This window comes from Bradyrhizobium sp. (assembly GCF_030693485.1).
Classification (GTDB): Bacteria; Pseudomonadota; Alphaproteobacteria; order Rhizobiales; family Xanthobacteraceae; genus Bradyrhizobium.
The window spans coordinates 1-20,666 of sequence record NZ_JAUYAN010000101.1 but is presented as its reverse complement, the minus strand read 5'-3'; the positions used below and the strand labels follow the sequence as shown (position 1 = coordinate 20,666).

Annotated in this window: 21 protein-coding genes and 1 pseudogene; 9 read left to right on the top strand and 13 right to left on the bottom strand. The window is 65.0% G+C overall.

Annotated elements, in window-relative coordinates:
- Positions 1–30 precede the first annotated feature (30 nt).
- Positions 31–150: pseudogene (locus tag Q8N40_RS07705) on the bottom strand (glutathione S-transferase); the annotation flags it as partial.
- Between the two features lie 4 nt (positions 151–154).
- Between Q8N40_RS07705 and Q8N40_RS07700 the strand changes: the two are divergent.
- Positions 155–553, top strand: a complete 399-nt coding sequence (locus Q8N40_RS07700) for a hypothetical protein (protein ID WP_371135634.1) — start codon at positions 155–157, stop codon at positions 551–553.
- Between the two features lie 146 nt (positions 554–699).
- Here the strand turns inward: Q8N40_RS07700 and Q8N40_RS07695 are convergent, their stop codons facing one another.
- Entirely contained in the window at positions 700–1,479 is a 780-nt protein-coding gene (locus tag Q8N40_RS07695) for an enoyl-CoA hydratase (RefSeq protein ID WP_305711391.1), read from the bottom strand.
- Between the two features lie 103 nt (positions 1,480–1,582).
- Entirely contained in the window at positions 1,583–2,245 is a 663-nt protein-coding gene (locus Q8N40_RS07690; protein ID WP_370870888.1) for a hypothetical protein, read from the bottom strand.
- Positions 2,246–2,591: 346 nt separating this feature from the next.
- On the opposite strand from Q8N40_RS07690, the gene Q8N40_RS07685 reads away from it, so the two are divergent.
- Both Q8N40_RS07685 and Q8N40_RS07680 read left to right on the top strand, forming a co-directional pair.
- A complete protein-coding gene (locus Q8N40_RS07685; protein ID WP_305711390.1) occupies positions 2,592–3,137 on the top strand; it encodes a sigma-70 family RNA polymerase sigma factor in 546 nt (181 codons plus the stop codon).
- A gap of 2 nt (positions 3,138–3,139) precedes the next feature.
- Positions 3,140–3,778 (top strand): DUF1109 domain-containing protein, encoded by a 639-nt coding sequence (locus Q8N40_RS07680; RefSeq protein WP_305711389.1) that lies wholly within the window; start codon positions 3,140–3,142, stop codon positions 3,776–3,778.
- A 13-nt stretch (positions 3,779–3,791) separates the two neighbouring features.
- Here Q8N40_RS07680 and Q8N40_RS07675 read toward each other — a convergent pair whose 3' ends face one another.
- Both Q8N40_RS07675 and Q8N40_RS07670 read right to left on the bottom strand, forming a co-directional pair.
- Positions 3,792–4,904, bottom strand: a complete 1,113-nt coding sequence (locus Q8N40_RS07675; RefSeq protein ID WP_305711388.1) for a DUF2336 domain-containing protein — start codon at positions 4,902–4,904, stop codon at positions 3,792–3,794.
- A gap of 72 nt (positions 4,905–4,976) precedes the next feature.
- Positions 4,977–6,125, bottom strand: a complete 1,149-nt coding sequence (locus Q8N40_RS07670) for a GGDEF domain-containing protein (RefSeq protein WP_305711387.1) — start codon at positions 6,123–6,125, stop codon at positions 4,977–4,979.
- A 410-nt stretch (positions 6,126–6,535) separates the two neighbouring features.
- Between Q8N40_RS07670 and Q8N40_RS07665 the strand changes: the two genes are divergently transcribed.
- The 4 genes from Q8N40_RS07665 to Q8N40_RS07650 all read left to right on the top strand — a co-directional run bounded on the left by Q8N40_RS07665 (position 6,536) and on the right by Q8N40_RS07650 (position 10,568).
- Complete coding sequence (locus Q8N40_RS07665; RefSeq protein WP_305320712.1) at positions 6,536–7,105, top strand: sigma-70 family RNA polymerase sigma factor; 570 nt, start codon at positions 6,536–6,538, stop codon at positions 7,103–7,105.
- Positions 7,102–7,800: a hypothetical protein gene (locus Q8N40_RS07660; RefSeq protein WP_305711386.1), complete on the top strand. Its 699-nt coding sequence runs from the start codon at positions 7,102–7,104 to the stop codon at positions 7,798–7,800. Before Q8N40_RS07665 ends, Q8N40_RS07660 begins: the two co-directional genes overlap by 4 nt.
- A 69-nt stretch (positions 7,801–7,869) precedes the next feature.
- Positions 7,870–9,552 carry a S8 family serine peptidase gene (locus Q8N40_RS07655; RefSeq protein ID WP_371135635.1) on the top strand — a complete coding sequence of 561 codons (1,683 nt, stop codon included), beginning with the start codon at positions 7,870–7,872 and terminating at the stop codon, positions 9,550–9,552.
- Between the two features lie 467 nt (positions 9,553–10,019).
- Entirely contained in the window at positions 10,020–10,568 is a 549-nt protein-coding gene (locus Q8N40_RS07650; protein WP_305320720.1) for a TIGR03809 family protein, read from the top strand.
- A gap of 21 nt (positions 10,569–10,589) precedes the next feature.
- Here the strand turns inward: Q8N40_RS07650 and Q8N40_RS07645 are convergent, their stop codons facing one another.
- The gene (locus Q8N40_RS07645) at positions 10,590–11,669 is read right to left on the bottom strand and encodes an HlyD family secretion protein (protein ID WP_305320714.1); all 1,080 of its coding nucleotides are present in this window, start codon (positions 11,667–11,669) and stop codon (positions 10,590–10,592) included.
- On the bottom strand, positions 11,666–12,184 hold the full coding sequence (locus Q8N40_RS07640) for a MarR family winged helix-turn-helix transcriptional regulator (protein WP_305711385.1): 519 nt from the start codon (positions 12,182–12,184) through the stop codon (positions 11,666–11,668). Before Q8N40_RS07640 ends, Q8N40_RS07645 begins: the two co-directional genes overlap by 4 nt.
- Before the next feature lie 89 nt (positions 12,185–12,273).
- Here Q8N40_RS07640 and Q8N40_RS07635 point away from each other — a divergent pair, with 89 nt between their 5' ends.
- Complete coding sequence (locus Q8N40_RS07635) at positions 12,274–13,806, top strand: DHA2 family efflux MFS transporter permease subunit (RefSeq protein ID WP_305320716.1); 1,533 nt, start codon at positions 12,274–12,276, stop codon at positions 13,804–13,806.
- A gap of 2 nt (positions 13,807–13,808) precedes the next feature.
- Here Q8N40_RS07635 and Q8N40_RS07630 read toward each other — a convergent pair whose 3' ends face one another.
- Both Q8N40_RS07630 and Q8N40_RS07625 read right to left on the bottom strand, forming a co-directional pair.
- Positions 13,809–15,179 carry a TIGR03808 family TAT-translocated repetitive protein gene (locus Q8N40_RS07630; RefSeq protein WP_305711384.1) on the bottom strand — a complete coding sequence of 457 codons (1,371 nt, stop codon included), beginning with the start codon at positions 15,177–15,179 and terminating at the stop codon, positions 13,809–13,811.
- 106 nt (positions 15,180–15,285) lie between these two features.
- Positions 15,286–15,942, bottom strand: a complete 657-nt coding sequence (locus Q8N40_RS07625; protein WP_305711383.1) for a pyroglutamyl-peptidase I — start codon at positions 15,940–15,942, stop codon at positions 15,286–15,288.
- A 79-nt stretch (positions 15,943–16,021) separates the two neighbouring features.
- Here Q8N40_RS07625 and Q8N40_RS07620 point away from each other — a divergent pair, with 79 nt between their 5' ends.
- A complete protein-coding gene (locus tag Q8N40_RS07620; protein WP_305711382.1) occupies positions 16,022–16,336 on the top strand; it encodes a (2Fe-2S) ferredoxin domain-containing protein in 315 nt (104 codons plus the stop codon).
- Between the two features lie 248 nt (positions 16,337–16,584).
- On the opposite strand, the gene meaB is transcribed toward Q8N40_RS07620, so the two are convergent.
- The 4 genes from meaB to Q8N40_RS07600 are packed head-to-tail and all read right to left on the bottom strand — an operon-like array spanning position 16,585 to position 20,663.
- Positions 16,585–17,577, bottom strand: coding sequence for a methylmalonyl Co-A mutase-associated GTPase MeaB (meaB, locus tag Q8N40_RS07615; RefSeq protein WP_305711381.1), 993 nt, complete (start codon positions 17,575–17,577; stop codon positions 16,585–16,587).
- Positions 17,578–17,628: 51 nt separating this feature from the next.
- The gene (locus Q8N40_RS07610; RefSeq protein ID WP_305711380.1) at positions 17,629–19,140 is read right to left on the bottom strand and encodes a tripartite tricarboxylate transporter permease; all 1,512 of its coding nucleotides are present in this window, start codon (positions 19,138–19,140) and stop codon (positions 17,629–17,631) included.
- A 3-nt stretch (positions 19,141–19,143) separates the two neighbouring features.
- Entirely contained in the window at positions 19,144–19,629 is a 486-nt protein-coding gene (locus Q8N40_RS07605) for a tripartite tricarboxylate transporter TctB family protein (RefSeq protein WP_305319162.1), read from the bottom strand.
- A 41-nt stretch (positions 19,630–19,670) separates the two neighbouring features.
- The gene (locus tag Q8N40_RS07600; protein ID WP_305319161.1) at positions 19,671–20,663 is read right to left on the bottom strand and encodes a tripartite tricarboxylate transporter substrate binding protein; all 993 of its coding nucleotides are present in this window, start codon (positions 20,661–20,663) and stop codon (positions 19,671–19,673) included.
- Positions 20,664–20,666 lie beyond the last annotated feature (3 nt).

Below are 20,666 nucleotides of genomic sequence, written 5' to 3'. Positions count from 1 at the left end.
TTGCTGTTGCCGGTTCGTCACACGCCGGCATCAGGAAAGTTCATCGGCGACAGCCCGCTGAACTTGCGGCCGTTCCGACATCCGGCGGCGGTGATCCATCACTTTGGGAAATCGGGAGGGATCTACGCCGTCCTCCTCCAGCCACTGCGCCGCGATGCTCGCGGTGGCGGACTCCCGCTTTCAGGCCGAACTGGCGCGGCAGGCCAAGGATGCCGGAAAACTGCCGAAGAACTTTGAAATTCCGCCGGACCAACGCGAAAACTTTCCGGAGCGCATCAAGGCCGCCTTGAAACCGGTGCGCGAAGCGGGCGTGCTTCCGTCGTTCCCGTTCAGCAGCGATTTTACGGACACCGAGCAGCGGCTGATCCCCGCGTTGCAGGTGCTGCGGGAGGCACAGCGTTCGCCGCTGCATTTGCCGGGGCTGTTGTGGCAGGGATTGACGGGCAGCCCTGATCCCGCCGACGTCGAATGCCTGGCGCGGCTCGGCCTCGATAGACCCGTGACACTTTCGGAACGCGCCTATCGCGCGCTGGTGAGGAGCCGGGCGGAATAATCTCGGTGTCGTCCCCGCGCACGCGGGGACCCATACGCCGCGGCGGTTATTGTTGAGTACACTGGTCGACAGCTTCCTCAACAACAGATGACCAAGATTATGGGTCGCCGCGTGCGCGGGGACGACGAACGAGATATCTCTCTCCGCTACCTGTTCTTGTTCACCGGCTTGCGCTTCTCGATGAACGCCGCCATGCCTTCGGAACGATCCTCCAGCGCGAAGGTCGAGTGGAACAGGTTGCGCTCGACGTTCATGCCCTCCGCCAGCGGCGTCTCGAAGGCGCGGTTGATGGCTTCCTTGGCCATCGCGGCCGCCGGTCGCGACATCGCGGCGATTTTATCTGCCGCGGCCAGCGCTTCCGCCATCAATTTGTCGGCGGGCACGACGCGGCTGACCAGGCCCGAGCGCTCCGCTTCGGCGGCATCCATCATCCGGCCGCTGAGGCAGAGGTCCATCGCCTTGGATTTGCCGACGGCGCGCGTCAGCCGCTGCGTTCCGCCGATGCCGGGAATGGTGCCGAGCGTGATTTCCGGCTGACCGAACTTGGCGGTGTCCGCGGCGATGATGATGTCGCACATCATGGCGAGTTCGCAGCCGCCGCCGAGCGCATAGCCGCTGACCGCGGCAATGGTCGGTTTGCGGCATCTGGCGACGCGGTCGCCGCCGATGGCGGTGAAATCGCTGGAAAACATGTCGATGAAGGTTTTCGGCTGCATTTCCTTGATGTCGGCGCCCGCCGCAAAGGCCTTCTCGCCGCCAGCCAGCAGGATGCAGCCGATCGCGTCGTCGGCCTCGAGATCGTCGACCGCCGCGGCGATCTCCCGGAAGACGCCGAACGACAGCGCATTGAGCATTTTCGGGCGATTCAGCGTGATGATGCCGACCCCGCCCTTGCTCTCGACAATGATGTGTTCGAACGTGCTCATGATCCACCCCGGCGCTGATTGCGCCGGCAATGTGCCCGCTGGCGGGATGGGCTTCAAGTGGGGTGAATGCCGTGTCCCGGACGCATCCGGGACACGAAACTCCTTACGCCATGAACATGCGCGCGGCGGAGGCCATCGTCAGCAGCGCGCCGAAGGCGATGAAGATCTTCCCGATCAGCGAGGTCTGGTCCCAGGCGGAATCGTCCTTGCTGGCGGCCATGACCGGCGTGGCGGGCGGGGCAGGCGCCTCGGCCGAAGCCAGCGTCATGGCTGGTGCAGCGGGCTTGGCTTGCTGCAGCGCGCGGTCGAGGTCGTTGAGCTGATCGGGGGCCATGACCTCGGATTCGGCCGCCGGCTGCCTGTCAGCCGGCTTGTCCGCGGAGGCCAGCAGCATCGTGTTGGCTTTCGCCGACATCGCCATGGCGCTGCCGGCAGGCGCCTCGGCGGGGGCCAGTTGCGCGTTGGCATTGGCGATCGACGGCGGGATCCCGGTCGAATCCTTGTCGGCTCTATCGGCGACGAAGGTCGCCTTCCTGGCTGCCGAGGATTTCAGCGCCGCCTTGCCGGATTTTCGCTGCGCGATTTTTTTCGATTGGCGCGGCTTGGCGGGTTTGTTGAGCGCAATCGGCGCCCCCGTGGCTGTTTCGGATTTTGAACTTGCGGTTGCGGTGTCGTCACCCGGCGCCGCCTGCGATGGCCCCGCGAAACATACAAAGAGCCCGGTCGCTAGAATCAATGCCGAGCGCCCGCTGGCTTTGATGATCATTTGGCAATCTCCCCATTTGCCCGCCCCCGAAGCGAAATGAGACCCCACCGCGTGGCCACAGCGCGGCGGAAAAGGGGAATCTTCGGGCGAGACCGGGCGAAAGCAGGGCAGCGACGGCCGCGGCCTTCGGGGACGCATTCGCAGTTACATGCCGCAACCGACGCTATGGGTGTCAGCGGAACCGATCGATGTTATGAGCCATGAGGAGTGGAATTCGCTGTCGCGATTCCCGAAGTCCGGGTGCGACGGTATCGAGATCGCCTGAAGCTCAGGTCACGACTTCGTGATCGACGGCTTTTGGCGTAACAAATTGAAACATAGACCGAATTGCAATGTGGGAGCGCGCGTGCGCGAACGTGAGGACGAATGGACCGGCCTGATGCGGTTGGCCATTTCAGGCGACGATGCGGCGTATCATCGCCTGCTCAAGGCCGTCACGCCGGTGCTCCGGGCCGCGGCGCGCCGCGGCCTGACGCGGGCAGGGCAACCGGCCGATCAATCCGAGGACATCGTGCAAGACATTTTGTTGGCGGTGCATCTGAAACGGCATACCTGGGACGCCGACGCTCCGTTTGCGCCCTGGCTGTTTGCGATCGCCCGCAACAAGCTGATCGATGCGCTGCGCCGCCGCGGCCGGCGGGTGTTCGTCAACATCGACGATTTCGCCGAGACGCTGCCGGGCGAGCCGGCCGCGGAGACCGTGCCCACCGGCGAGGTCGCGGCCCAGTTGCAGTCGCTGCCGGCGCGCCAGCGCGACGTGCTGCAGTCGATCGCGGTCGATAGCGCGTCGATCCAGGATACCGCGAAGAAGTTCGCGATGAGCGAGGGCGCGGTGCGCGTGGCGCTGCATCGCGGGCTTGCCAGCCTCACCGCCAGGCTACGGGGACAATGAGAATGGAGACCGATCAGCTTATTCGTGCCCTCGCCGCCGACAACGCGCACCGCGCCCGGCCGGTGGGCTTCGTGCTGGCGCTGGGGCTCTTGCTGGCGGCGTCGGTTTCAGTCGCGATTTTCCTGACCCAGCTTGGGGTCCGGCCGGATGTCATGACCGCGATGCGCAATCCGTTTTTCGACCTGAAGTTCGTCGTAACGCTGGCGCTGGCGATTCCGGCCATCGCCATCAGCCTGCATCTGTCGCGGCCGGAGGCCTCGCTGCGGGGCTGGGGGTGGCTGCTGCTGATTCCGGTCGGACTTCTTGTCGCGGGCATCTCCACCGAGATGATGATGCCGCAGCGGATGCCGATGATGATGCGGATGATGGGCAAGAATTCGTGGAACTGCCTGACTTGGATTCCGCTGATGGCGCTTCCGATATTGGCGGCGGCGCTGCTCGGCCTGCGTCACGGCGCCCCGACACGGCCCGCTGTCGCCGGCGCGATTGCCGGACTGCTGTCGGCGGGACTGGCGGCAACGCTCTACGCCTCGCACTGCACCGACGATTCGCCGCTGTTCGTCGCGACCTGGTACACGATCGCCGCGGTCCTGGTCGCTGCCGTCGGCGCGCTGGCGGGGCCGCGGGTGCTGCGGTTCTGATGCGGTTGAATGCTTACGCCGCCGGTGCGGCGGCGGCCTGCTGCATCCGGTGGAAGCGCAGCACCTGCTGTGCCGTCGAGGACCGCAGCCGTTCATAGGTGGCCTTGCAGGCCGCCAGATCGGTCGGCTCCAGGCCGGATAGTTCGTCGCGCATGTTGATGATCGCCTTCACGGTCGACCACGACAACGCACCGACCTTGGCCAGGATCATGACGCCCTCGGTGCGGGTTTCCAGCATCATGTTTTCGGCGATCGACACCGGCACGTTGGCGAGGGCGGCGAGCGCCGCGTTGGCTTCGTCGAACTTGCCGGCCTCGGCGAACGTCGCCACCTGGAATTCGTCGAGCCGGCCGTCCTCGTGGAGCGACTTGACCAGCGCGTGGGCGATCGCGGTGTCCCTGGTGATCGCCACCGGCGCGGAGCGCGCCAGCCGTGTCGCTTCGCGCACGGCGTTCGGCACCTCCCCCGCCTGCTTCGGGTGGGCGGCCTCGAGGCGCTCCCGTACCGTGGCGGAAGCCTTGGCGATCAGCTTCAAATAGAGGTGCCGCGGCATCGTCGGACGCATGCCGAGACAGGTTGCGAGATTGTCGTCGCCCTCGGCGCGATCGATCAGCCGGGTAAAGCCGCGCTCCGAAAACTCCGCACCCGGGTTGTTGACCGTGCTCTGGATTACATCGTCATTGCCGCGCAGCACCAATACGTCGGTCACGGCGCCGCTCAGCACCCTTCGCAGCGAGATCGCCAGCAAATGCGCCTGGCTCTTGTTGCGCGCGGTCTCGATCAGCGCCTCGTCGTCGAGACGCTCCGACCTCGACAGCACCGGAGCCGCGACCTCGATCAGATCGTCGAACGCCAGCGCGCGGATGGTGCCAGGCGGCGCGGTGTCGATCGGAGCCAGGCGACTGGCGAGCAGCGCCTTGGCGGACGTCTCGATGTGAACCATCAGGCACTGGAAAACGTCGTCGAACAGCCCGACCTGTTCGTTGGAATAATCCACCGCGCCGTTGATGAAGAGGTCGGTGACCCGGCGCAGGGTCTCGACCCGGCGCGCGACGGTTCCATGCGCGAGCGTGGTCTGCAACTCGTCGAGCAGACTTTCGGTGGTGGCGGCGGGCTTCGAACTCATGACTCTATCCTGGAGTGCTCGGATATTCAGGCCGGCGACGGTTTCTTCGTCGTCCGGAAACGGATTGGTCGATCAGGCGCTGGCGATGCGATTGCGTCCCCGTGCCTTGGCTGCGTAAAGCGCGCTGTCGGCGCGCGCGAGAATGATGTCGGGCGTCTCATTCGGTTTCAGCGTCGCGACGCCGGCCGAAATCGTTACCTGCATGCCGGGCGAGAATGCGCTCCAGTCGAGATCGGCGATGATCGCGCGCAGCCGGTAGAGGATGCGCGCGGCGCCTTCACCTGACGTCTCGGGAAGCAGCAGCAGGAATTCCTCGCCGCCATAGCGGCCGAACTTGTCGATGGGGCGGATGTTGGCGAACACGGTAATGGCGAATGCTCGGAGCACTTCATCGCCGGTAGGGTGGCCGTAGGTGTCGTTGATGCGCTTGAACCAGTCGAGATCGATCAGGGCGACGGAGCAGGGCGTGTTGCCGCGGTGGGCGCGGACAACCTCCTCGTCCAGCACGTGCATGATGCAGCGGCGGTTGAATGATCCGGTCAGTTCGTCGAGCTCGGCGAGTTCCTCGATGCGTCTGTTGGCAGCCTTGAGTTCAGAGCTGCGATTGTAGAGCATTTTGCGCATCGAACTGCCGTAGAGGCCGACGAATGCACACTGGCCAATCGTAAGAACGAAGGCGAGCATCGCGGCTGCGCGTTCGGCGGGGGTTGAAACCGGCATTGCGATCGGAAGGTCGGTCAACAGAAATATCGGCGCCAGACCCAACGTCGTCAGCGTCCAGACGGCGATTGCTTGTTGCGAGGTCATCCGCAGCGCGCCGAAGCCGAAGATCAGGAACAAGACGCTAAGAAAGGTATAGCCGATTTCGGGCGCCGCCATCAGGAAGCCCAGCTGGAGCGCTACGTTGCAGCCCATCTGAAAGATCGTGAGATAGTGATCTTCGAATCTGTCGTTGAAACCGGTCTCGGAAAGCACCACGAAAAACCCTGTCAGCGAAAGGCCGGACAGGAAATAGGTGGATGGGATGACGACGGATACCGTACCGGCGTAGGAATAGACCAGCAGGACGAGGGCGCCGAGCGAATAGCTGGCGGCCTGCACGGAGAACATCTGACGGCGCTGGCTGACGCGACGCTTGATCAGGTCCGATGCCCGTGCATCGGCGAGCGCGAGCGAGCCGTCCGAGCATTGAACTTGAAGCGATGAAGCCGCGCTGCCCATGTCTTGCCGTCGGTGGAATGCGTTGGCGGACTTTAGGGAACAAAGCCTTTAGGTTTGGTATCTTTCGGGCCGGATCCGGGCTTGTCGGGGGCCCTACTACCCTTGTTTCGCAAGGGGAAATCGGCGGGAACAGGATACCTTCGCGCGGTCCGGGCCGCAAACCAGTAGGGATCGGTTGACGTCTAAGCGGTAAGCAGTGCTGAGTCGCCGGCAAAGCCTTGGAACGGTCGGCGGCGGTGGCCACGGGCGCGAAGGAGGCAATTACCTATTATGATACCATTCTTTCGTTCGGACTCGCGACTGTGGGGTAGATCACACATGAAATCGCGGACTTGCGATAATTTCAAGAATCTTGCCTTTCTGATCGAACCACCCGCCAACCCAATCCGACCAACCTTGCGAGACGGCCATTGAGTGCGACACAGGCGGCTACGGACGATGTCCTGATCGCTCGGATCGCTTCAGGCGACCGGCTCGCCATGCAGGTGCTGTACGGACGGCACCATGTCAGGGTGTTCCGCTTCGGGCTTCGGCTCGTTCGGGACGAACAGGTTGCGGAAGACCTCATCAGCGAGGTGTTTCTCGATGTATGGCGGCAGGCTGGCAAGTTCGAAGGCCGATCCGCCGTTTCCACCTGGCTGCTGGCAATTACGCGGTTCAAGGCCCTGTCTGCGCTACGGCGCAGGAAGGACGGCGAACTGGACGACGAGGCCGCCAACGCGATCGAGGATACGTCCGATGATCCCGAAGTGGCGGTTCAGAAAAAGGATACCAGCGTAGCGTTGCGCAAGTGCCTCACCGCACTCTCGCCAGAGCATCGGGAGATCGTCGATCTCGTCTACTACCACGAGAAATCCGTGGAGGAAGTCGCTGAAATCGTCGGGATACCCGAGAACACCGTGAAGACGCGCCTGTTTTATGCGCGCAAGAAATTGGCCGAACTGCTGAAGGCAGCCGGCATAGAACGAGGTTGGCCATGATGGCAGCGAGCAAAAAAGTGCTGGATCAAGAACCCAGCGAAATCGAAGTGCTGCTGCCCTGGCATGCGGCCGGCACCCTGAACGCGCGCGATGCCCGCCGCGTCGATGAAGCGCTGGCGCGTGATGCCGAACTGGCCAGGCAATATGCCGTGATCCGGGAAGAGTACGCCGAAACCATCTCGCTCAACGAGAGCCTCGGCGCGCCTTCTGCGCGCGCCATGACCAAGCTGTTCGCTGCGATCGACGCAGAACCGGCGCGCGCGCCGTCGTCCTCGCTGAATTTATCGGCGCGGATCGCCGGGTTTTTCGCTGGCCTTTCGCCGCGGACGCTGGCCTGGTCGGCGAGCCTGGGCGGGCTGGCGCTGTTGCTGCAGGCCGGCGTGATCGGTGCGGTGCTGGTGAAGAACCAGACCTCCTCGTTCCAGACAGCCTCGCTGAGCACCAATGCGCCCATCACCCGCGAACTGGCTGCGACGGCAGCGCCAGCCGCGCTGGTGCGATTCACGCCGGAGGCACGCATCGCCGATATCACCGCGCTGCTCGACGGCTATCAGGCCGTCGTCACCGACGGCGCCAAGGGCGGCATGTTTCGGCTGCAATTCGGCAACAAGGCGATGAGCAAGGACGAAGCTGCTGCTCTGCTGAGCAGGCTGCAACGCGAGAAGATCGTCAGTCTCGCAGTGGCAGCGCCGTAGGCCGGGCTTCCAATGTCCCGCGTAACCCGAGGCGTCATGGTGCACGATCCCGCGAACTGGCTGACTGGTATGCGGCGCATCGCGTTGGCGTTGACCGCCTCCGCGCTGACGTTTGCATACCCCGAGATTCCGGCAGCTCACGCGCAGAATGTCATGCGCTCGCCCAACCTCAACATCCAGTCGCGGATGCCGGCCATCAATCCGACCGTGGCGCCGCGGATCAATCCGATCATCGCGGGCGGGCCGGTTGGAATCGGCAGAACGCCACCCGGCGGCCAACCCCGCGTCGGATCGATGCTTCCGAATGCGCGCTTTTCGCCGAACCTTTCGCCCGCCTGCGGTTACGCCCATCGTGACAGCAGTGGCGAATGCCAGGAGAAGCCGGTTTCGGTGTCCGATGGCGGCGGTGCCGGCAAATCCGTCAAGAATGCAAAGAGCGGCAAGAACGGGGGCGCCGGCCGGCCGCTGGCAGCGTTCAGCCCGGCCGCGATCCCCAATGAATTGGTTGCCGAGATCGATGGTTCGCTGTCGGACGCGCAAGCCGATGCGCTGGCGCGGCGTCACGGCCTGGTACGGCTGCAATCGCAGAATTTTCCGCTGATCGGCGCCACCATCGGCCTGTTCCGGATCACCGACCGCCGCCCGGTGGAGAAGGTGCGCCGCGAATTCGCTGCAAGCGCCGGCGTTCGTTCGGTGCAGCTGAATTTTCGTTATTGGCTGACGCAGAACCAGAAGGCGGCGCTGAGTGCGGGCGATCCCGCGCAATACGCGCTTGCCAAGCTTCGACTGCCGCAGGCCCATACGCTGGTCCGCGGCGCCAACGTGACCATCGCCGTGATCGATTCGGGAATCGACGACAAGCATCCGGAACTGGTGAACTCGGTTGCGGACAATTTCGACGCGCTCGGCAGCAAGGAAGGCCCGCATGTTCACGGCACCGGCATCGCCGGCGCGATCGTGTCGCACGCGCGGCTGATGGGGAGCGCGCCGCAGGCCAGGATTTTGGGAATCCGCGCCTTCGGCACGGCGGCTAACGGCGCGGAAAGCACCACCTTCGTGATCCTGAAGGCGTTGAACTATGCCGTGCTGCATGGGGCCCAGATCGTCAATATGAGCTTCGCCGGTCCCAAGGATCCGCTGATCGAGCGCGGCATCGGCGCCACGGCCGCAAGGGGTATCGTGATGGTCGCGGCCTCCGGCAACGCCGGTGCGAAGTCGCCGCCGCTCTATCCCGCCGCCAACGCCAATGTGATTGCAGTCAGCGCCACCGACGCCCACGACAGACTGTTTGCGGCATCGAACCGCGGCGGCCATATCGCCATTGCGGCCCCCGGGGTCGATATCTTCCTGCCTGCGCCGGACGGAAAATATCAGATGACCTCCGGAACCTCGTTTTCCGCCGCCTACATCAGCGGCCTTGCGGCCTTGATGCTGGAGCGCAATCCTGCATTGAAGCCGGGCGAAGTGCGCGCAATTCTGATGAGGACGGCCCGCGATCTGGGCAGCCCCGGTCGGGACGATCAATTCGGCGCCGGCGAAGCCGATGCGTTCGCCGCGGTGTCGGCCATCGACGCCACGCCGGCGGTGCCGGTCGCCACGGTATCGTCCAAATCTGCAGTTGAAAGCCCTGCCGTTGAAGCTGGCCCGGGCCGGCAACAGGTTCCCCCGACACGGGCCATGAACCAGCCGGCGGCCGCCATGGCGTCCGACAAATCGGGTGAGGGCGTATCCAATCGCCCCGCCGCGCAATAGTTTCCCGGCCAAAAAACTCCCGGCAAAAAAGTTAAAAAAATCGCGCGGTCTTTTGAACGTTCGCCGACCCTGCTGCGACCAATCTATGTGGGAGCGGTTATCCCTCCCCATCGAGGCTGTATTCGGCGCGAGCGCCCATCCACCCCAAGCGCCCATATGGCTTGACCCGTCCGGTTGTCCCCCCGGACGGGTCTTTCGTTTCTGGCGCATCCGTCAGGCAGTCCCTGCATCACCAACTCAGCCGTCACGCCGCGCCCGAAATCCGCGCAACGCCGCCATGCGGGTGCGCGGCTTGACGGTGGACAGGTCTGATAATCCCGTATTTTTCCGACTTTCCGTCGATCCGCAGCGCGTAGTAACTTCGCTTGCTGGACAATGCGGAAGTTTTCCACAGAATATCCATTGTACGCGCAAGTGATTCGTCCCCGTTGCGTCTGCGTCAGTTCTTTCCTCTTGCGGGCTGGTTCATGACACATCGATTGGACGTGGCAGATAGCCGCGACATTGTCGCGCGCTGGTGCAATCTGGCCGAGCAACGGCTGGAATATCTCACCGAGCTGTTCGAGACCGGCCGCTGGCGCCGCTTTCACAGCGAACGCGCATTCCTTGAAAACATCCAGGAGGCCAAGACCGCGGTCGAAACCTGGCGTAGTCTGTCGACGCGCGAGGCGTCGCCCGACAATTCCGCCGTCGACATGTCCTGGCTCGGGCACACCCAAACGGCACTGCCACGGGCCGAAAGGCTGGGCGATCAGCCGGATCGGATTCCGTCGCCGGTCGAGATCCCCCTCCAACCCTTGGAGCCGGATCGCTTGATTTCGGCGGAATCCGAGCTTGTTGGTTCGGACGAGGCCCCATCGGCGCCGGATATGGACACGCCAGCCCTGGACACGGCAGCCCTGGACACGGCTGCCTTGGACACGGCAGCCTTGGACACGGCAGCCCTGGACGACGGTCGCGAACCGACGCTGGATGCGATCGCGCAACGCTATCCGTTGCTGCGCAACGCGCTGTAGGGCGGCGGCCCCGCAAGCAGTTTATTCCGCCTTGGTCGTCTCTTGCCGGTTGGGTCGCGCTGCGATGGCGGCGCCATTGCCGAATATGCTGGCGAGGCTGCGCGCGCGCCCGGTGTCGATGCTGACATAGGCGGTCATGCCGGCGCGTAGCGGCGGTTCGCCCGGTCGCTCCAGCAATCGCAGCCGCACCGGCAGGCGTTGCACGACCTTCACCCAGTTGCCTGAGGCATTCTGCGCCGGCAGGATCGCAAACTCGGCGCCGGTCGCCGGGCTGATGCTCTCCACCTCGGCATCCCAGGTGATGTCGGGATGCATATCGAGAACGACTTTCGCCTTTTGTCCGACCGTCACATGGGTCAGGTCGGTCTCCTTGAAGTTGGCTTCGAGCCACGGCCGGCGGTCGGTGACGATCGCGAACAGCGGCGTCTGCGCCTTGACCTGCTCGCCGAGCTGGAGCTTGAAATTGACGACCACGCCGGCGCGCGGCGCCTTGATCTCGGTATGGGCAAGATCCAGCGCCGCACGATCGCGCGTCGCCTGCTTTTCGCGGACCGCGGCAAATTGGTCGGTCGGCCTGTCCGGCTTGCCGCCGAGTGCCGCTTCGACCCGGGCGATGCGCTGGTGCAGCACCGCGAGGCGGTCTTGCCCCTCCTGTTCTTCGCTGTTGGCCTGTTCGACCCTGGTGGCCGAAGTGACGCCGCGTCCGGACAGATCGCGATGACGTTTGGCCTGGGTCTGAAGATACGCCAGTTTGTTCTCGGCCTCGGTGGCCTCGGCCCGTATCTCGCGCAGGCTCACCTTGAGCTGTTCGACGGCGGCACGCGCCGAATCGGTCTCGGCTTCGGCCTTGGCGAGGGCCAGCTGGTAGGGTGCCGGATCGAGACGAAACAGCATCTCGCCGGCCTTGACGAGCGCATGGTCCCGAATCCGCACATCGATGATCCGGCCGGGCACTTCGCCTGCGACCTGGGTGATGTCGGCCTTGACGAACGCATTCTCGGTCGTGGCGTAGCGGCCGCCCTGCAGCCAGAACATCAGCGCTCCGAGCAGGACGAGCGCCGGCACGCCGATCAGCGCCCATGGCCGCAGCCGCTTGCTCATGGCGCGGCCTTCCCATTCAGGCCGCGAGCGTGGCGCGATGCAGGTCTCCGGCTGGCAGCCACGGTTCTCGCCGGCGGGAGGTCATCCACGGCAGCAACCAGCGTCCTCTTGATGCGCTGCAACAACGTCATCAGTTGCCTGCTTTCCTGCGCCGAGAGACCGGTGAGGGCGTCTTCCACCGTTGCTTCGGCGACGCGCCAGATGCGCTTGTGCACGCGTTCGGCTTCCGGCGTGAGATATACCCGCTTGACGCGGCGGTCATCACGCTGAGTCCGGCGCGCCACCCAGCCATTGGCCACCAGCCGGTCGATCATGCGGCCCGCGGTCGCCTTTTCAACCTCCATCATCTCGGCGAGTTCCGAAAGCGAGGCGCCGGGATGCCGGTGCAGGCGGGTCAGCACCAGCCATTGCGCCCGGGTGATGCCGAGCCGGTGCACGCGGCGATCGAACTCCGTCCGCAACAGGCGGGCGACGTCAGAGATCACGACGCCAATGTATTCGTCGGTATTCGGCATGCCGTAATTGTAGCCGCCGGCGAATTGGTAAGCTAGGTTATTAATTGGTAAGCCAGGTTATTATCTGGCTCATTTTGCAGCGCAACGAGATGACCGCAACCACCGCAAGCGCCGTTACCGAGGCTCCGGCCCTGACCGCGGCGCAGCGATACTGGACCCTGGCCACCGTGGTGCTGGGGTCCTCGCTCTATGGCACGGCGCTGCTCACGACATCGACCGTGCTGCCGCAGATGCAGGGCGCGATGTCGGCAACCCAGGACGAGATCGCCTGGGCAATGACGTTCAACATCCTCGCCACCGCGGTGGTGACGCCGATGACCGGCTGGCTGGTATCCCGCTTCGGCACCAAGCGCGTGGTGGTGTATTCGATTGCCGTTTTCACGATCGCAACGCTGCTGTGCGGGATGGCGCAATCGCTCGAAATACTGGTGCTGTGGCGCATCCTGCAGGGCGGCGCGGGTGCGCCGGTCGTGCCGCTGTCGCAGTCGATCCTGTTCGCCACCTTTCCGCGTCATCAGCATACGATGGTGATGTCGATCTTCGGGATGGCGGTTGCGGTCGCGCCGGTGTTCGGTCCGGTTTTCGGCGGCTATCTCGCCGAGATCTACAGTTGGCGCTGGTCGTTCTACATGCTGGTGCCGATCGGCATCTGCGCCACCATCGGCATGCACCTGACCCTGCGGTCCACCGTGCAACTGGAAAAAGTTCGCTTCGACTGGACCGGCTTTCTTGCGCTCGCCATCGCGCTTGCCGCCATTCAACTCGTGCTCGCGCGCGGCGTGCGGCTGGACTGGTTCAATTCGACCGAGATCGTGATCGAGTGCCTGGTCGCGGCGATTGCATTCTACGTGTTCATCGTACACAGCCTCGGCGCCCGCGCGCCGTTCCTGAACCTGAAGCTGCTGACCGACCGCAATTACGCGATCGGGCTCGCGCTGGTGACGATCTACGGCATGCTGAATTTCACGCCGATGGTGTTGCTGCCGCCGCTGCTGCAGCAGCATGTCGGGTTTTCGGACGCGCTGGTCGGGCAGGTGATCGGATGCCGCGGCCTCGGGATGCTGCTGGGTTTTATGGCCGCGGGCTTGATGAGCCGGATCGATCCGCGCATCAGCATGGCGTTCGGCTTTGGCCTGCAAACCCTGGCCGGGCTGTGGATGTTGACCTTCGACCTCAACGTGACCATGGAGATCCTGGTCTTCAACAGCGCCATCCAGGGCTTTGCCGTCGGCGTCGTCTGGGTGCCGATCACCGTGGTGGCGTTCGACACCCTGGATGCAAAGGACTACGCCGAGGCGTCCTCGATCTTCCACCTGCTGCGCAACATCGGATCGAGCTTCTTCATTTCGCTGTCGATCGCCGAGATCGTGCGCACGACCGGCGCCAATTACAGCCGCATGACCGAGATGATCACGCCCTATAACCGGGCAATCGCCATGCCGGAGGTGACGGGAGCATGGAATTTCGACACGGTGCCGGGTCTCGCCAGGGTCGCGAGGGAGATCATGCGCCAGTCGGTGATGATCGGCTATCTCAACGCGTTCACGATGTACACGGTGGCGTCGGCGCTCGCGTTGGTATTCGCCCTGATGGTACGGCGGCGCCGCAGCGCGGTCGCGTGATGCTATCGCCGCACCGCGTTGGTGCCGACCACCACCTGGGCGAAGCGCTGCGCGCCCTCGGCGGATAGATCCGGCGTGATCGGCCGTGCGTGATCGAGCCCGACCACGGCGCCGCGCGGCGCTTGCGAGATCATGTTGTTGTTGACCAGCGCCGTGCCCGCGCCCGGCGTCACCGACACGCCGACGCCGACAAAGGCATTGCGGATCACATTGCCCGATATCACGACGTCGCGCAGATATTTGCCCCAGCCGGCGATGATCCCGAACGACGGCGCATTCTCGATCACATTGCCGGTTACGGATGTGTCGGCCTCGACATAGATGCCGATGCCGGCATCGTCGTCCGGCGCGGTGCCGATCGGGCGCTTCGGCAGCAGGTTGCGAATGATGTTGCCCTGCACGACCGCGATGCGCCCGCCCTCGTTGAAATTGCAGACCGAGACGCCCAACGCCGCGCCGTCGACGGTGTTGTTGGCGATCACCGCGCCCTCGAACGCGAATTCGGAATACAGCGCCACTTCGCGGACGCCGGAGACGCTGTTGCCCGTGATCTGGATGTTGGAGGCCGAATTGCCGCGCACCGCGGAATAGTCGCAGTTGCTGATACGGTTGCCCCGCACGATGACGTTGCCGGCGCGAAACGCGTTGATGGCGTTGCCATACTGGCCGGAGCCGCCGGGACCGGCCTTGATGTCCTCGATGCGGTTGTCGAGCACCATTGTGCCGTCGTCGCCGATCGCGTGGCGCAGGATTTCGATGCCGTTGTCGTTGGTGTCCACAATGGTGTTGCGGGCGACCAGCAGGCCCCGTGCGTCGAATGAGGTGAATCCGGTGACGGCAATCTTCGAAATGATGTTGCCGCTGACTTCGCCGGAGCAGTTTTCGAACCAGATGCCGTTGCCGCCGCTGCGGGTGACTTCGCAATCGGCGATGCGGATATCGCGCCCGCCGAGGCAGTGCAGCAGGCCGCGCCGTGGCGGCAGCGGAATGCCGCCGCCATCGAGCGTGATGTTGGTGAGGCCGATGTTGCCGGCGCCTTCGCCCTGCAGCATCGCCGCGCCGCCGGTGAAGACCAGTCTGGTGGCGCCGCGGATGCCGACCAGTTGCGTGCCGTTCTGCAGCCGCAGCATGCCGGTGCGATAGACCCCCGGCGGCAGCGCCAGCGGGACCTGAGCCCGCGCGGCTTCGTCGATCGCCCGCTGCAGTGACCTCGTCTGATCGTCGGGGCTGCCGGGCCGCACGCCATATTGGGTGGCGTCGCGACCGAGCGCCGAGGTCGGCGGCGCCGCGCGCGCCGCATCCGGCGCTATCGCCATCGCCCCGGCCACGCCGGCGGCGGATACTCCGATGAGATGGCGGCGATTGACGTCCATGATCGCGTCTCCGGCGGACACGCGTCCGCAAGTTCTGGCGTACCGCAAAAATACGGCGCGGCATGGTGAAGGCGAGGGCGGAAGCGGGCGATTGTTGGGAGTAGGGTTAATCGTTAGCGAGCGCCGCCCGCCGCGCCAGCCGCACCATCTCCAGCAGCATCGCCTCACCGGCGTCGACCAGTTCTTCCAGCGTGACGCGGTGCGCGTCCTTGCGCTGCCGTGTGCCGTCGCGCGCCAGCGGCGGCACATGCACGAAGGCAGCGAGGCGGGGGCCGCTGTCGCCGCAGGTCGCCTCGATCGCGCGCCAGCTCAGATAATTGCAGAGGTAGCTACCGGCATCGCGTGAGGCGCGCGCATCGACGCCGGTGCCCGCGGCGGCACGCAGCAATTTCGCGGTATGTGGTCCGAAAGCCATGGCGCCAGCACTTCCCGCGATCGATCCCTTGCGCACTCTTGTATGATCGGCGTCGGGCCACAGCGTGGTGACGGCGTTGCGGGCGCGGGTTTCGATCCGGACGTAAGGGGTGCGGGAGGCGAGCCCGAACATCAGCAGCGCCTGCGGACGGTGTTTTGCCAGTAGTTCCGGCAATTCGCGGTCGACCGCCTTGTACGTCACCGGAAAGATGTGGCCGCACAACTCGACATCGCCCAGCGCGGGACGGCGCAGCCGCAGCAGCCGCGCCACCAGCGGCTGGGTCGGATTGTAGGGCGCGCCGGGAAACGGGCCGAAGCCGGTGATGAGGATACGGAGTTTGCTGTTCAATTGGTTCCCCGGTGTTCCCGAGCTGCGAGCAACGCCGTGGCGCCGGCAACATTTCGGCAGTCGTGCCTATATAGCAAAGATGACCAAAAGCGCATCTGCCGTCACCGTTCGCTCCCGTCGCGAGTCCGTCCTGGTTTGCAGGAAATGCTTCAAGCGCGTTTTGGGCGGCTCCAGGATCAAGCGTGCGCTGAAGTCGGCGGCGAAGGGCCGGCGCGACGCGCAGCCGGGCCGGCGCCCGCGCCTCGTGATGGCCGGTTGTTTCGGCATCTGCCCCAAGCGGGCCGTTGTCGTCGCGAGCGGAACGACACTGCATCGCGGTGAGTACATTTTGCTTGCCGATGCCGATCAGGTCGTCGATGCCGTCTCGTTGCTGATGCCGGCGGACCGGCCCTGAGCGTGCCCCGATCGTGCGCTGAAGCGCATGGGATCAGGGGGCGGTGCGACCACGGATCCCTGTTCCGCTCGTGCCCCATGCGACCTTGTATACGGTATCTTGATACCTATATTTTCATTGCATGGGGTTGTTTTCAAGTTTTTTGTAAAAGGCGCTGCCGCAGGTCGTTTTGCCATGGCCGCGACACCGGGACTTCGTGCTACGCGCGGTCAGGTCAATCGATTCAAGTCCAACCCGTCATGCACCCGCTATTTCAGCATGTCCGCGATCTGCTCGGCCGCCAGCGCCGGCGCGATGCGGCCGTCGGCCACCTCGGCCTCGATCTTCTTTACCTTGCCGCGGATCGCCGGATCGGCGCGCAGCCGCGCCATCATCCGCTGCTCCAGCATCGACCACATCCATTTCACCTGCTGTTGCCGCCGCCGCGCGGCGAATTCCCCTGACGCGTTCATCGCGGTGCGGTGATCGAGGACCTTCTGCCAGAGCACGTCGATGCCGGTTCCCGTCAGCGCCGAATAGGTCTCGACCGGCGGGTGCCAGTGTTCCGAGCGCGGGGTGAGAATATGCAACGCGCCGCGGTATTCGGCCGCCGCCAGGTTGGCGCGCTTGATGTTGTCGCCGTCGGCCTTGTTGACGGCGATCATGTCGGCCAACTCGACCAGGCCCTTCTTGATGCCCTGCAGTTCGTCGCCGGCGCCGGGCAGCATCAGCGCCAGGAAGAAATCGGTCATGTCGCATACCGCGGTCTCGGACTGGCCGATGCCGACGGTCTCCACCAGCACGACGTCGAAGCCGGCGGCCTCGCACAGCAGCATCGCCTCGCGGGTTTTCGCCGCGACGCCGCCGAGCGTGCCGGCGGCCGGCGAGGGCCGGATAAAGCCGTGGTCGGAGGCGGACAGCCGCGCCATCCGGGTCTTGTCGCCGAGGATCGAGCCGCCAGTGCGCGCCGAGGAGGGGTCCACCGCCAGCACCGCGACCTTGTGGCCGCGTTCGATCAGGAACATGCCGAGCACGTCGATGGTGGTGGATTTGCCGACCCCGGGCGAGCCGGTGATGCCGACCCGGATCGCCTTGCCGGTATCCGGCAATAGCGCCTGCACCAGCTCGCGCGCCATGGCCTGATGATCGCCGCGCCGGCTTTCGATCAGCGTGATGGCGCGCGCCAGCGCCGCGCGGCTGCCGGCGCGGAGGTCCCTGGCCAATGTTTTGAGGTCGACGGAGGCAGTTTTAGGCAGGGTCATGGCTTGGTTTACAACGGCCGGACGCGGCAGGCGAGGGGGCCTGGCGCGCCCTCAACCGGCCGGCGTCGCAGCCGGCGATTTGCGCTTCAACCGCAGCCACAGCCAGAGCACCACCGGCCATATCACCGCGCCGATCGCCAGGGCCGCGAGGATCGCGGAAATCGGCCGCTCGAAGAACGGCAGGATGCTGCCGTCGGATTTGATCAGCGACGTCACGAACGCCTGCTCCACCATGGTGCCCATCACGATGCCCAGCACCATGGCGGCGACCGGATAGCCGTTCTCCTCCATGACGTAACCGATGATTCCGAAGGTCGCGACCGTCACGACGCCGAACATGTTGTTGCCGATCGCAAACGAGCCGACCGCGCAGCACAGCATGATGACCGGCATGATCGAGGATCGCGGTGCCCGCAGCACATGGCTGGCGAGACGGATCATGATGATTCCGAGCGGGATCATCAGCAGGTTGGCGATGATGAACATCAGGTAGATCGCATACATGCTCGACGCTTTCTCGGTGAACAGCGTCGGCCCGGGATTGAGTCCCTTCATGTAAAGCACGCCGATCGCGATCGCGGCGATGGTGTCGCCGGGAATGCCGAACAGCAGCGACGGCACCCAGCCCGACGCAATGCTGGCATTGTTGCTGGCGCCGGCCTCGACCAGGCCCTCGACGTGGCCGGTGCCGAATTTTTCCGGCTCCTTCGAGAAGCGCTTGGACATCGCATAGCTGACCCAGGCCGCCATGTCGGCGCCGGCGCCCGGCAGCACGCCGATGATGATCCCGACGATGTTGCCGCGCGTCATCTGCACGTTGTATTTCCTGGTGAGCTTCCATTGGCCCGCCAGGATGCTTCCGAATTTTCGCTTGGGGATCGGCGGCGGTTCCGGCGTCAGCATCGCGCGCATCACCTGCGCCACCGCAAAGACGCCGACCAGCGCCGGGATCGGTTCGATGCCGCCGAACAGGTCGGTGAGGCCGAAGGTGAAGCGCGGCACGCCGCCGGGGTTTTCGATGCCGACGCATGCCACCAGCAGGCCGATGAACATGGCGGCGATCGCCTTCACCGGGGAGGAGCGCGCCACCAGCGTGGCGCACATCAGGCCGAGGAAGGCGAGCCAGAAATATTCGAAGGTCGAGAACGACAGCGCGACTTCGGCCAGCGGCGGCGCCAGGATCATCAGCGAGAGCGTGCCGGCGATGCCGCCGACGGCGGAGAACCAGACGCCGGCGCCGAGTGCCAGTTCGGCCTCGCCCTTGCGCGTCATGGCGTAGGCTTCGTCCGCATAGGCCGCCGAGGCGGGGGTTCCGGGAATACGCAGCAGCGCGCCGGGGATATCGCCGGAGAAGATCGCCATCGTCGACGCCGCCACGATGGTGGCGATCGCAGCGATCGGCGACAGGTAGAACGTGACCGGGACCAGCAGGGCGGTCGCCATGGTGGCGGACAGGCCGGGCAGCGAGCCGATCACCAGCCCGTAGACCGATGCCGCCAGCAAGGCGATGATCACCTCCCAGGTTGAAATCAGGGCGAACGCTTCCATCAGGGTATTGAGCATGGATCACCACGGCATCGGCAGCAGCCCGATCGGCAGCGGCACGCGCAAGAGCTTGCTGAAAATCAGATGGATGCCGATCGGCGCCAGCACGGCGAGCGGCAGCGCAAGCCGCCACCGCGCGCCGAGCGCGGTGGCCGTGGCGTACACGATCAGCGCGGCCGTGATGATGAAGCCCAGCCGGTCGGCCACCGCGACATAAAGGAACAGCAGCGCCGGCGGCAGCAGGGCGCGCAGTCCGTAGAGCTTGCCGGGCGGCGGCTTCTTGTCGCCGCCCTCGATCGGAATGATCTCTTCTGTCTCTTCGAAGGTGCTTCCGATGCCGAACGTGATCGCCAGCCCGCAAAGCGCCAGGCCGGTCCCGATCACCAGCGGGAATACGTTGGGACCGACCGGCTGGCCGGGCACCGGCGGCAGCAGCCAGCCGCCATAGGCGGCGGCTGCGCCGAGGACAACCAGAAACGATCCCGTGACGCGATCGGGAAGACGCATGAACCAGCCCCACGGATTCCGAGGAAGTGCGCAGGGACGGATCAGGCCTTGGACAGACCGGCGGCCTTCATCGCCACACCCATCTGGGCATCACCCTTGTCCATAAAGCTCGCAAATTGGGCACCGTCTCCCCACACCACTCCGAAGCCGCGATTGCTCATGAAATCCTTGTATTCCGTGGAATCGTAGACCTTCTTGAGCGATGCCGTGAGCTTGGTCGCGACATCGGCGGGCAGGCCCTTCGGACCTGCGATGCCGCGCCACGCGCCGGTCGAATAGTCGATGCTCATCGCTTCCTTCAGCGTCGGCACATTGGGAAATACCGGGTTGCGTGCCGGCGCCATGATGGCGAGGCTGCGCGCCTTGCCGGCTTCGATGATCGCGCGCGCTTCCGGTACCGAGCAGGTGGTGAGATCGAGACCGCCGGCGGCGAGATCCTGCATCGCCGGTGCTGCCCCGTTCGACGGCACCCAGGCGACCTGGTTGGCGGGAAGTCCCATCGCCTGCATCCAGCCGACCAGCGCGAGATGCCAGATGCCGCCCTGTCCGGTGCCCGAGGCCTTGAACTTGCCGACGGGAGCCGCCTTGATGGCGTCGGCGAGTTCCTTGACGGTCTTGTAGGGCGATGTCGAGCTGACCTGGATGCCGGGCGGGTCTTCGTTCATCAGGGCAAGCGGCGTGTAGCTCTTCGGCGCCAGTTCGGTGAGCCCCTGCCAGTGCATCATCGAGATTTCCACCGTCAGCATGCCGATGGTGTAGCCGTCGGGCGGCGCGGATGCGATCGCGGTATGGCCGACCACGCCGGAGCCGCCGGTGCGGTTGACCACGTTGAAGGGTTGGCCGAGGTCCTTTTCCAGCAGTGCCGCGACGATGCGCGCGGTCGCGTCGGTGCCTCCGCCCGCGCCCCACGGCACGACCACGGTGACGGGACGCGCCGGATAGGCCTGCGCCAGAGCCGGCCTGGAACCGAAGGCCGCGACGGCCGCAGCAGCAACGGATGTAGCCGCGAAAGCGCGGCGGGTGATTTTGGGCATGAG

Coding starts and splice junctions, on each gene's coding strand:
- Q8N40_RS07635 (WP_305320716.1), top strand. CDS start 12,274: ATGACCGCAACCACCGCAAGCGCCGTTACCGAGGCTCCGGCCCTGACC.
- Q8N40_RS07675 (WP_305711388.1), bottom strand. CDS start 4,904: ATGAGTTCGAAGCCCGCCGCCACCACCGAAAGTCTGCTCGACGAGTTG.
- Q8N40_RS07640 (WP_305711385.1), bottom strand. CDS start 12,184: ATGCCGAATACCGACGAATACATTGGCGTCGTGATCTCTGACGTCGCC.
- Q8N40_RS07660 (WP_305711386.1), top strand. CDS start 7,102: ATGATGGCAGCGAGCAAAAAAGTGCTGGATCAAGAACCCAGCGAAATC.
- Q8N40_RS07680 (WP_305711389.1), top strand. CDS start 3,140: ATGGAGACCGATCAGCTTATTCGTGCCCTCGCCGCCGACAACGCGCAC.
- Q8N40_RS07645 (WP_305320714.1), bottom strand. CDS start 11,669: ATGAGCAAGCGGCTGCGGCCATGGGCGCTGATCGGCGTGCCGGCGCTC.
- Q8N40_RS07650 (WP_305320720.1), top strand. CDS start 10,020: ATGACACATCGATTGGACGTGGCAGATAGCCGCGACATTGTCGCGCGC.
- Q8N40_RS07670 (WP_305711387.1), bottom strand. CDS start 6,125: ATGGGCAGCGCGGCTTCATCGCTTCAAGTTCAATGCTCGGACGGCTCG.
- Q8N40_RS07610 (WP_305711380.1), bottom strand. CDS start 19,140: ATGCTCAATACCCTGATGGAAGCGTTCGCCCTGATTTCAACCTGGGAG.
- Q8N40_RS07700 (WP_371135634.1), top strand. CDS start 155: ATGCTCGCGGTGGCGGACTCCCGCTTTCAGGCCGAACTGGCGCGGCAG.
- meaB (WP_305711381.1), bottom strand. CDS start 17,577: ATGACCCTGCCTAAAACTGCCTCCGTCGACCTCAAAACATTGGCCAGG.
- Q8N40_RS07695 (WP_305711391.1), bottom strand. CDS start 1,479: ATGAGCACGTTCGAACACATCATTGTCGAGAGCAAGGGCGGGGTCGGC.
- Q8N40_RS07630 (WP_305711384.1), bottom strand. CDS start 15,179: ATGGACGTCAATCGCCGCCATCTCATCGGAGTATCCGCCGCCGGCGTG.
- Q8N40_RS07600 (WP_305319161.1), bottom strand. CDS start 20,663: ATGCCCAAAATCACCCGCCGCGCTTTCGCGGCTACATCCGTTGCTGCT.
- Q8N40_RS07620 (WP_305711382.1), top strand. CDS start 16,022: ATGACCAAAAGCGCATCTGCCGTCACCGTTCGCTCCCGTCGCGAGTCC.
- Q8N40_RS07690 (WP_370870888.1), bottom strand. CDS start 2,245: ATGATCATCAAAGCCAGCGGGCGCTCGGCATTGATTCTAGCGACCGGG.
- Q8N40_RS07605 (WP_305319162.1), bottom strand. CDS start 19,629: ATGCGTCTTCCCGATCGCGTCACGGGATCGTTTCTGGTTGTCCTCGGC.
- Q8N40_RS07655 (WP_371135635.1), top strand. CDS start 7,870: ATGCGGCGCATCGCGTTGGCGTTGACCGCCTCCGCGCTGACGTTTGCA.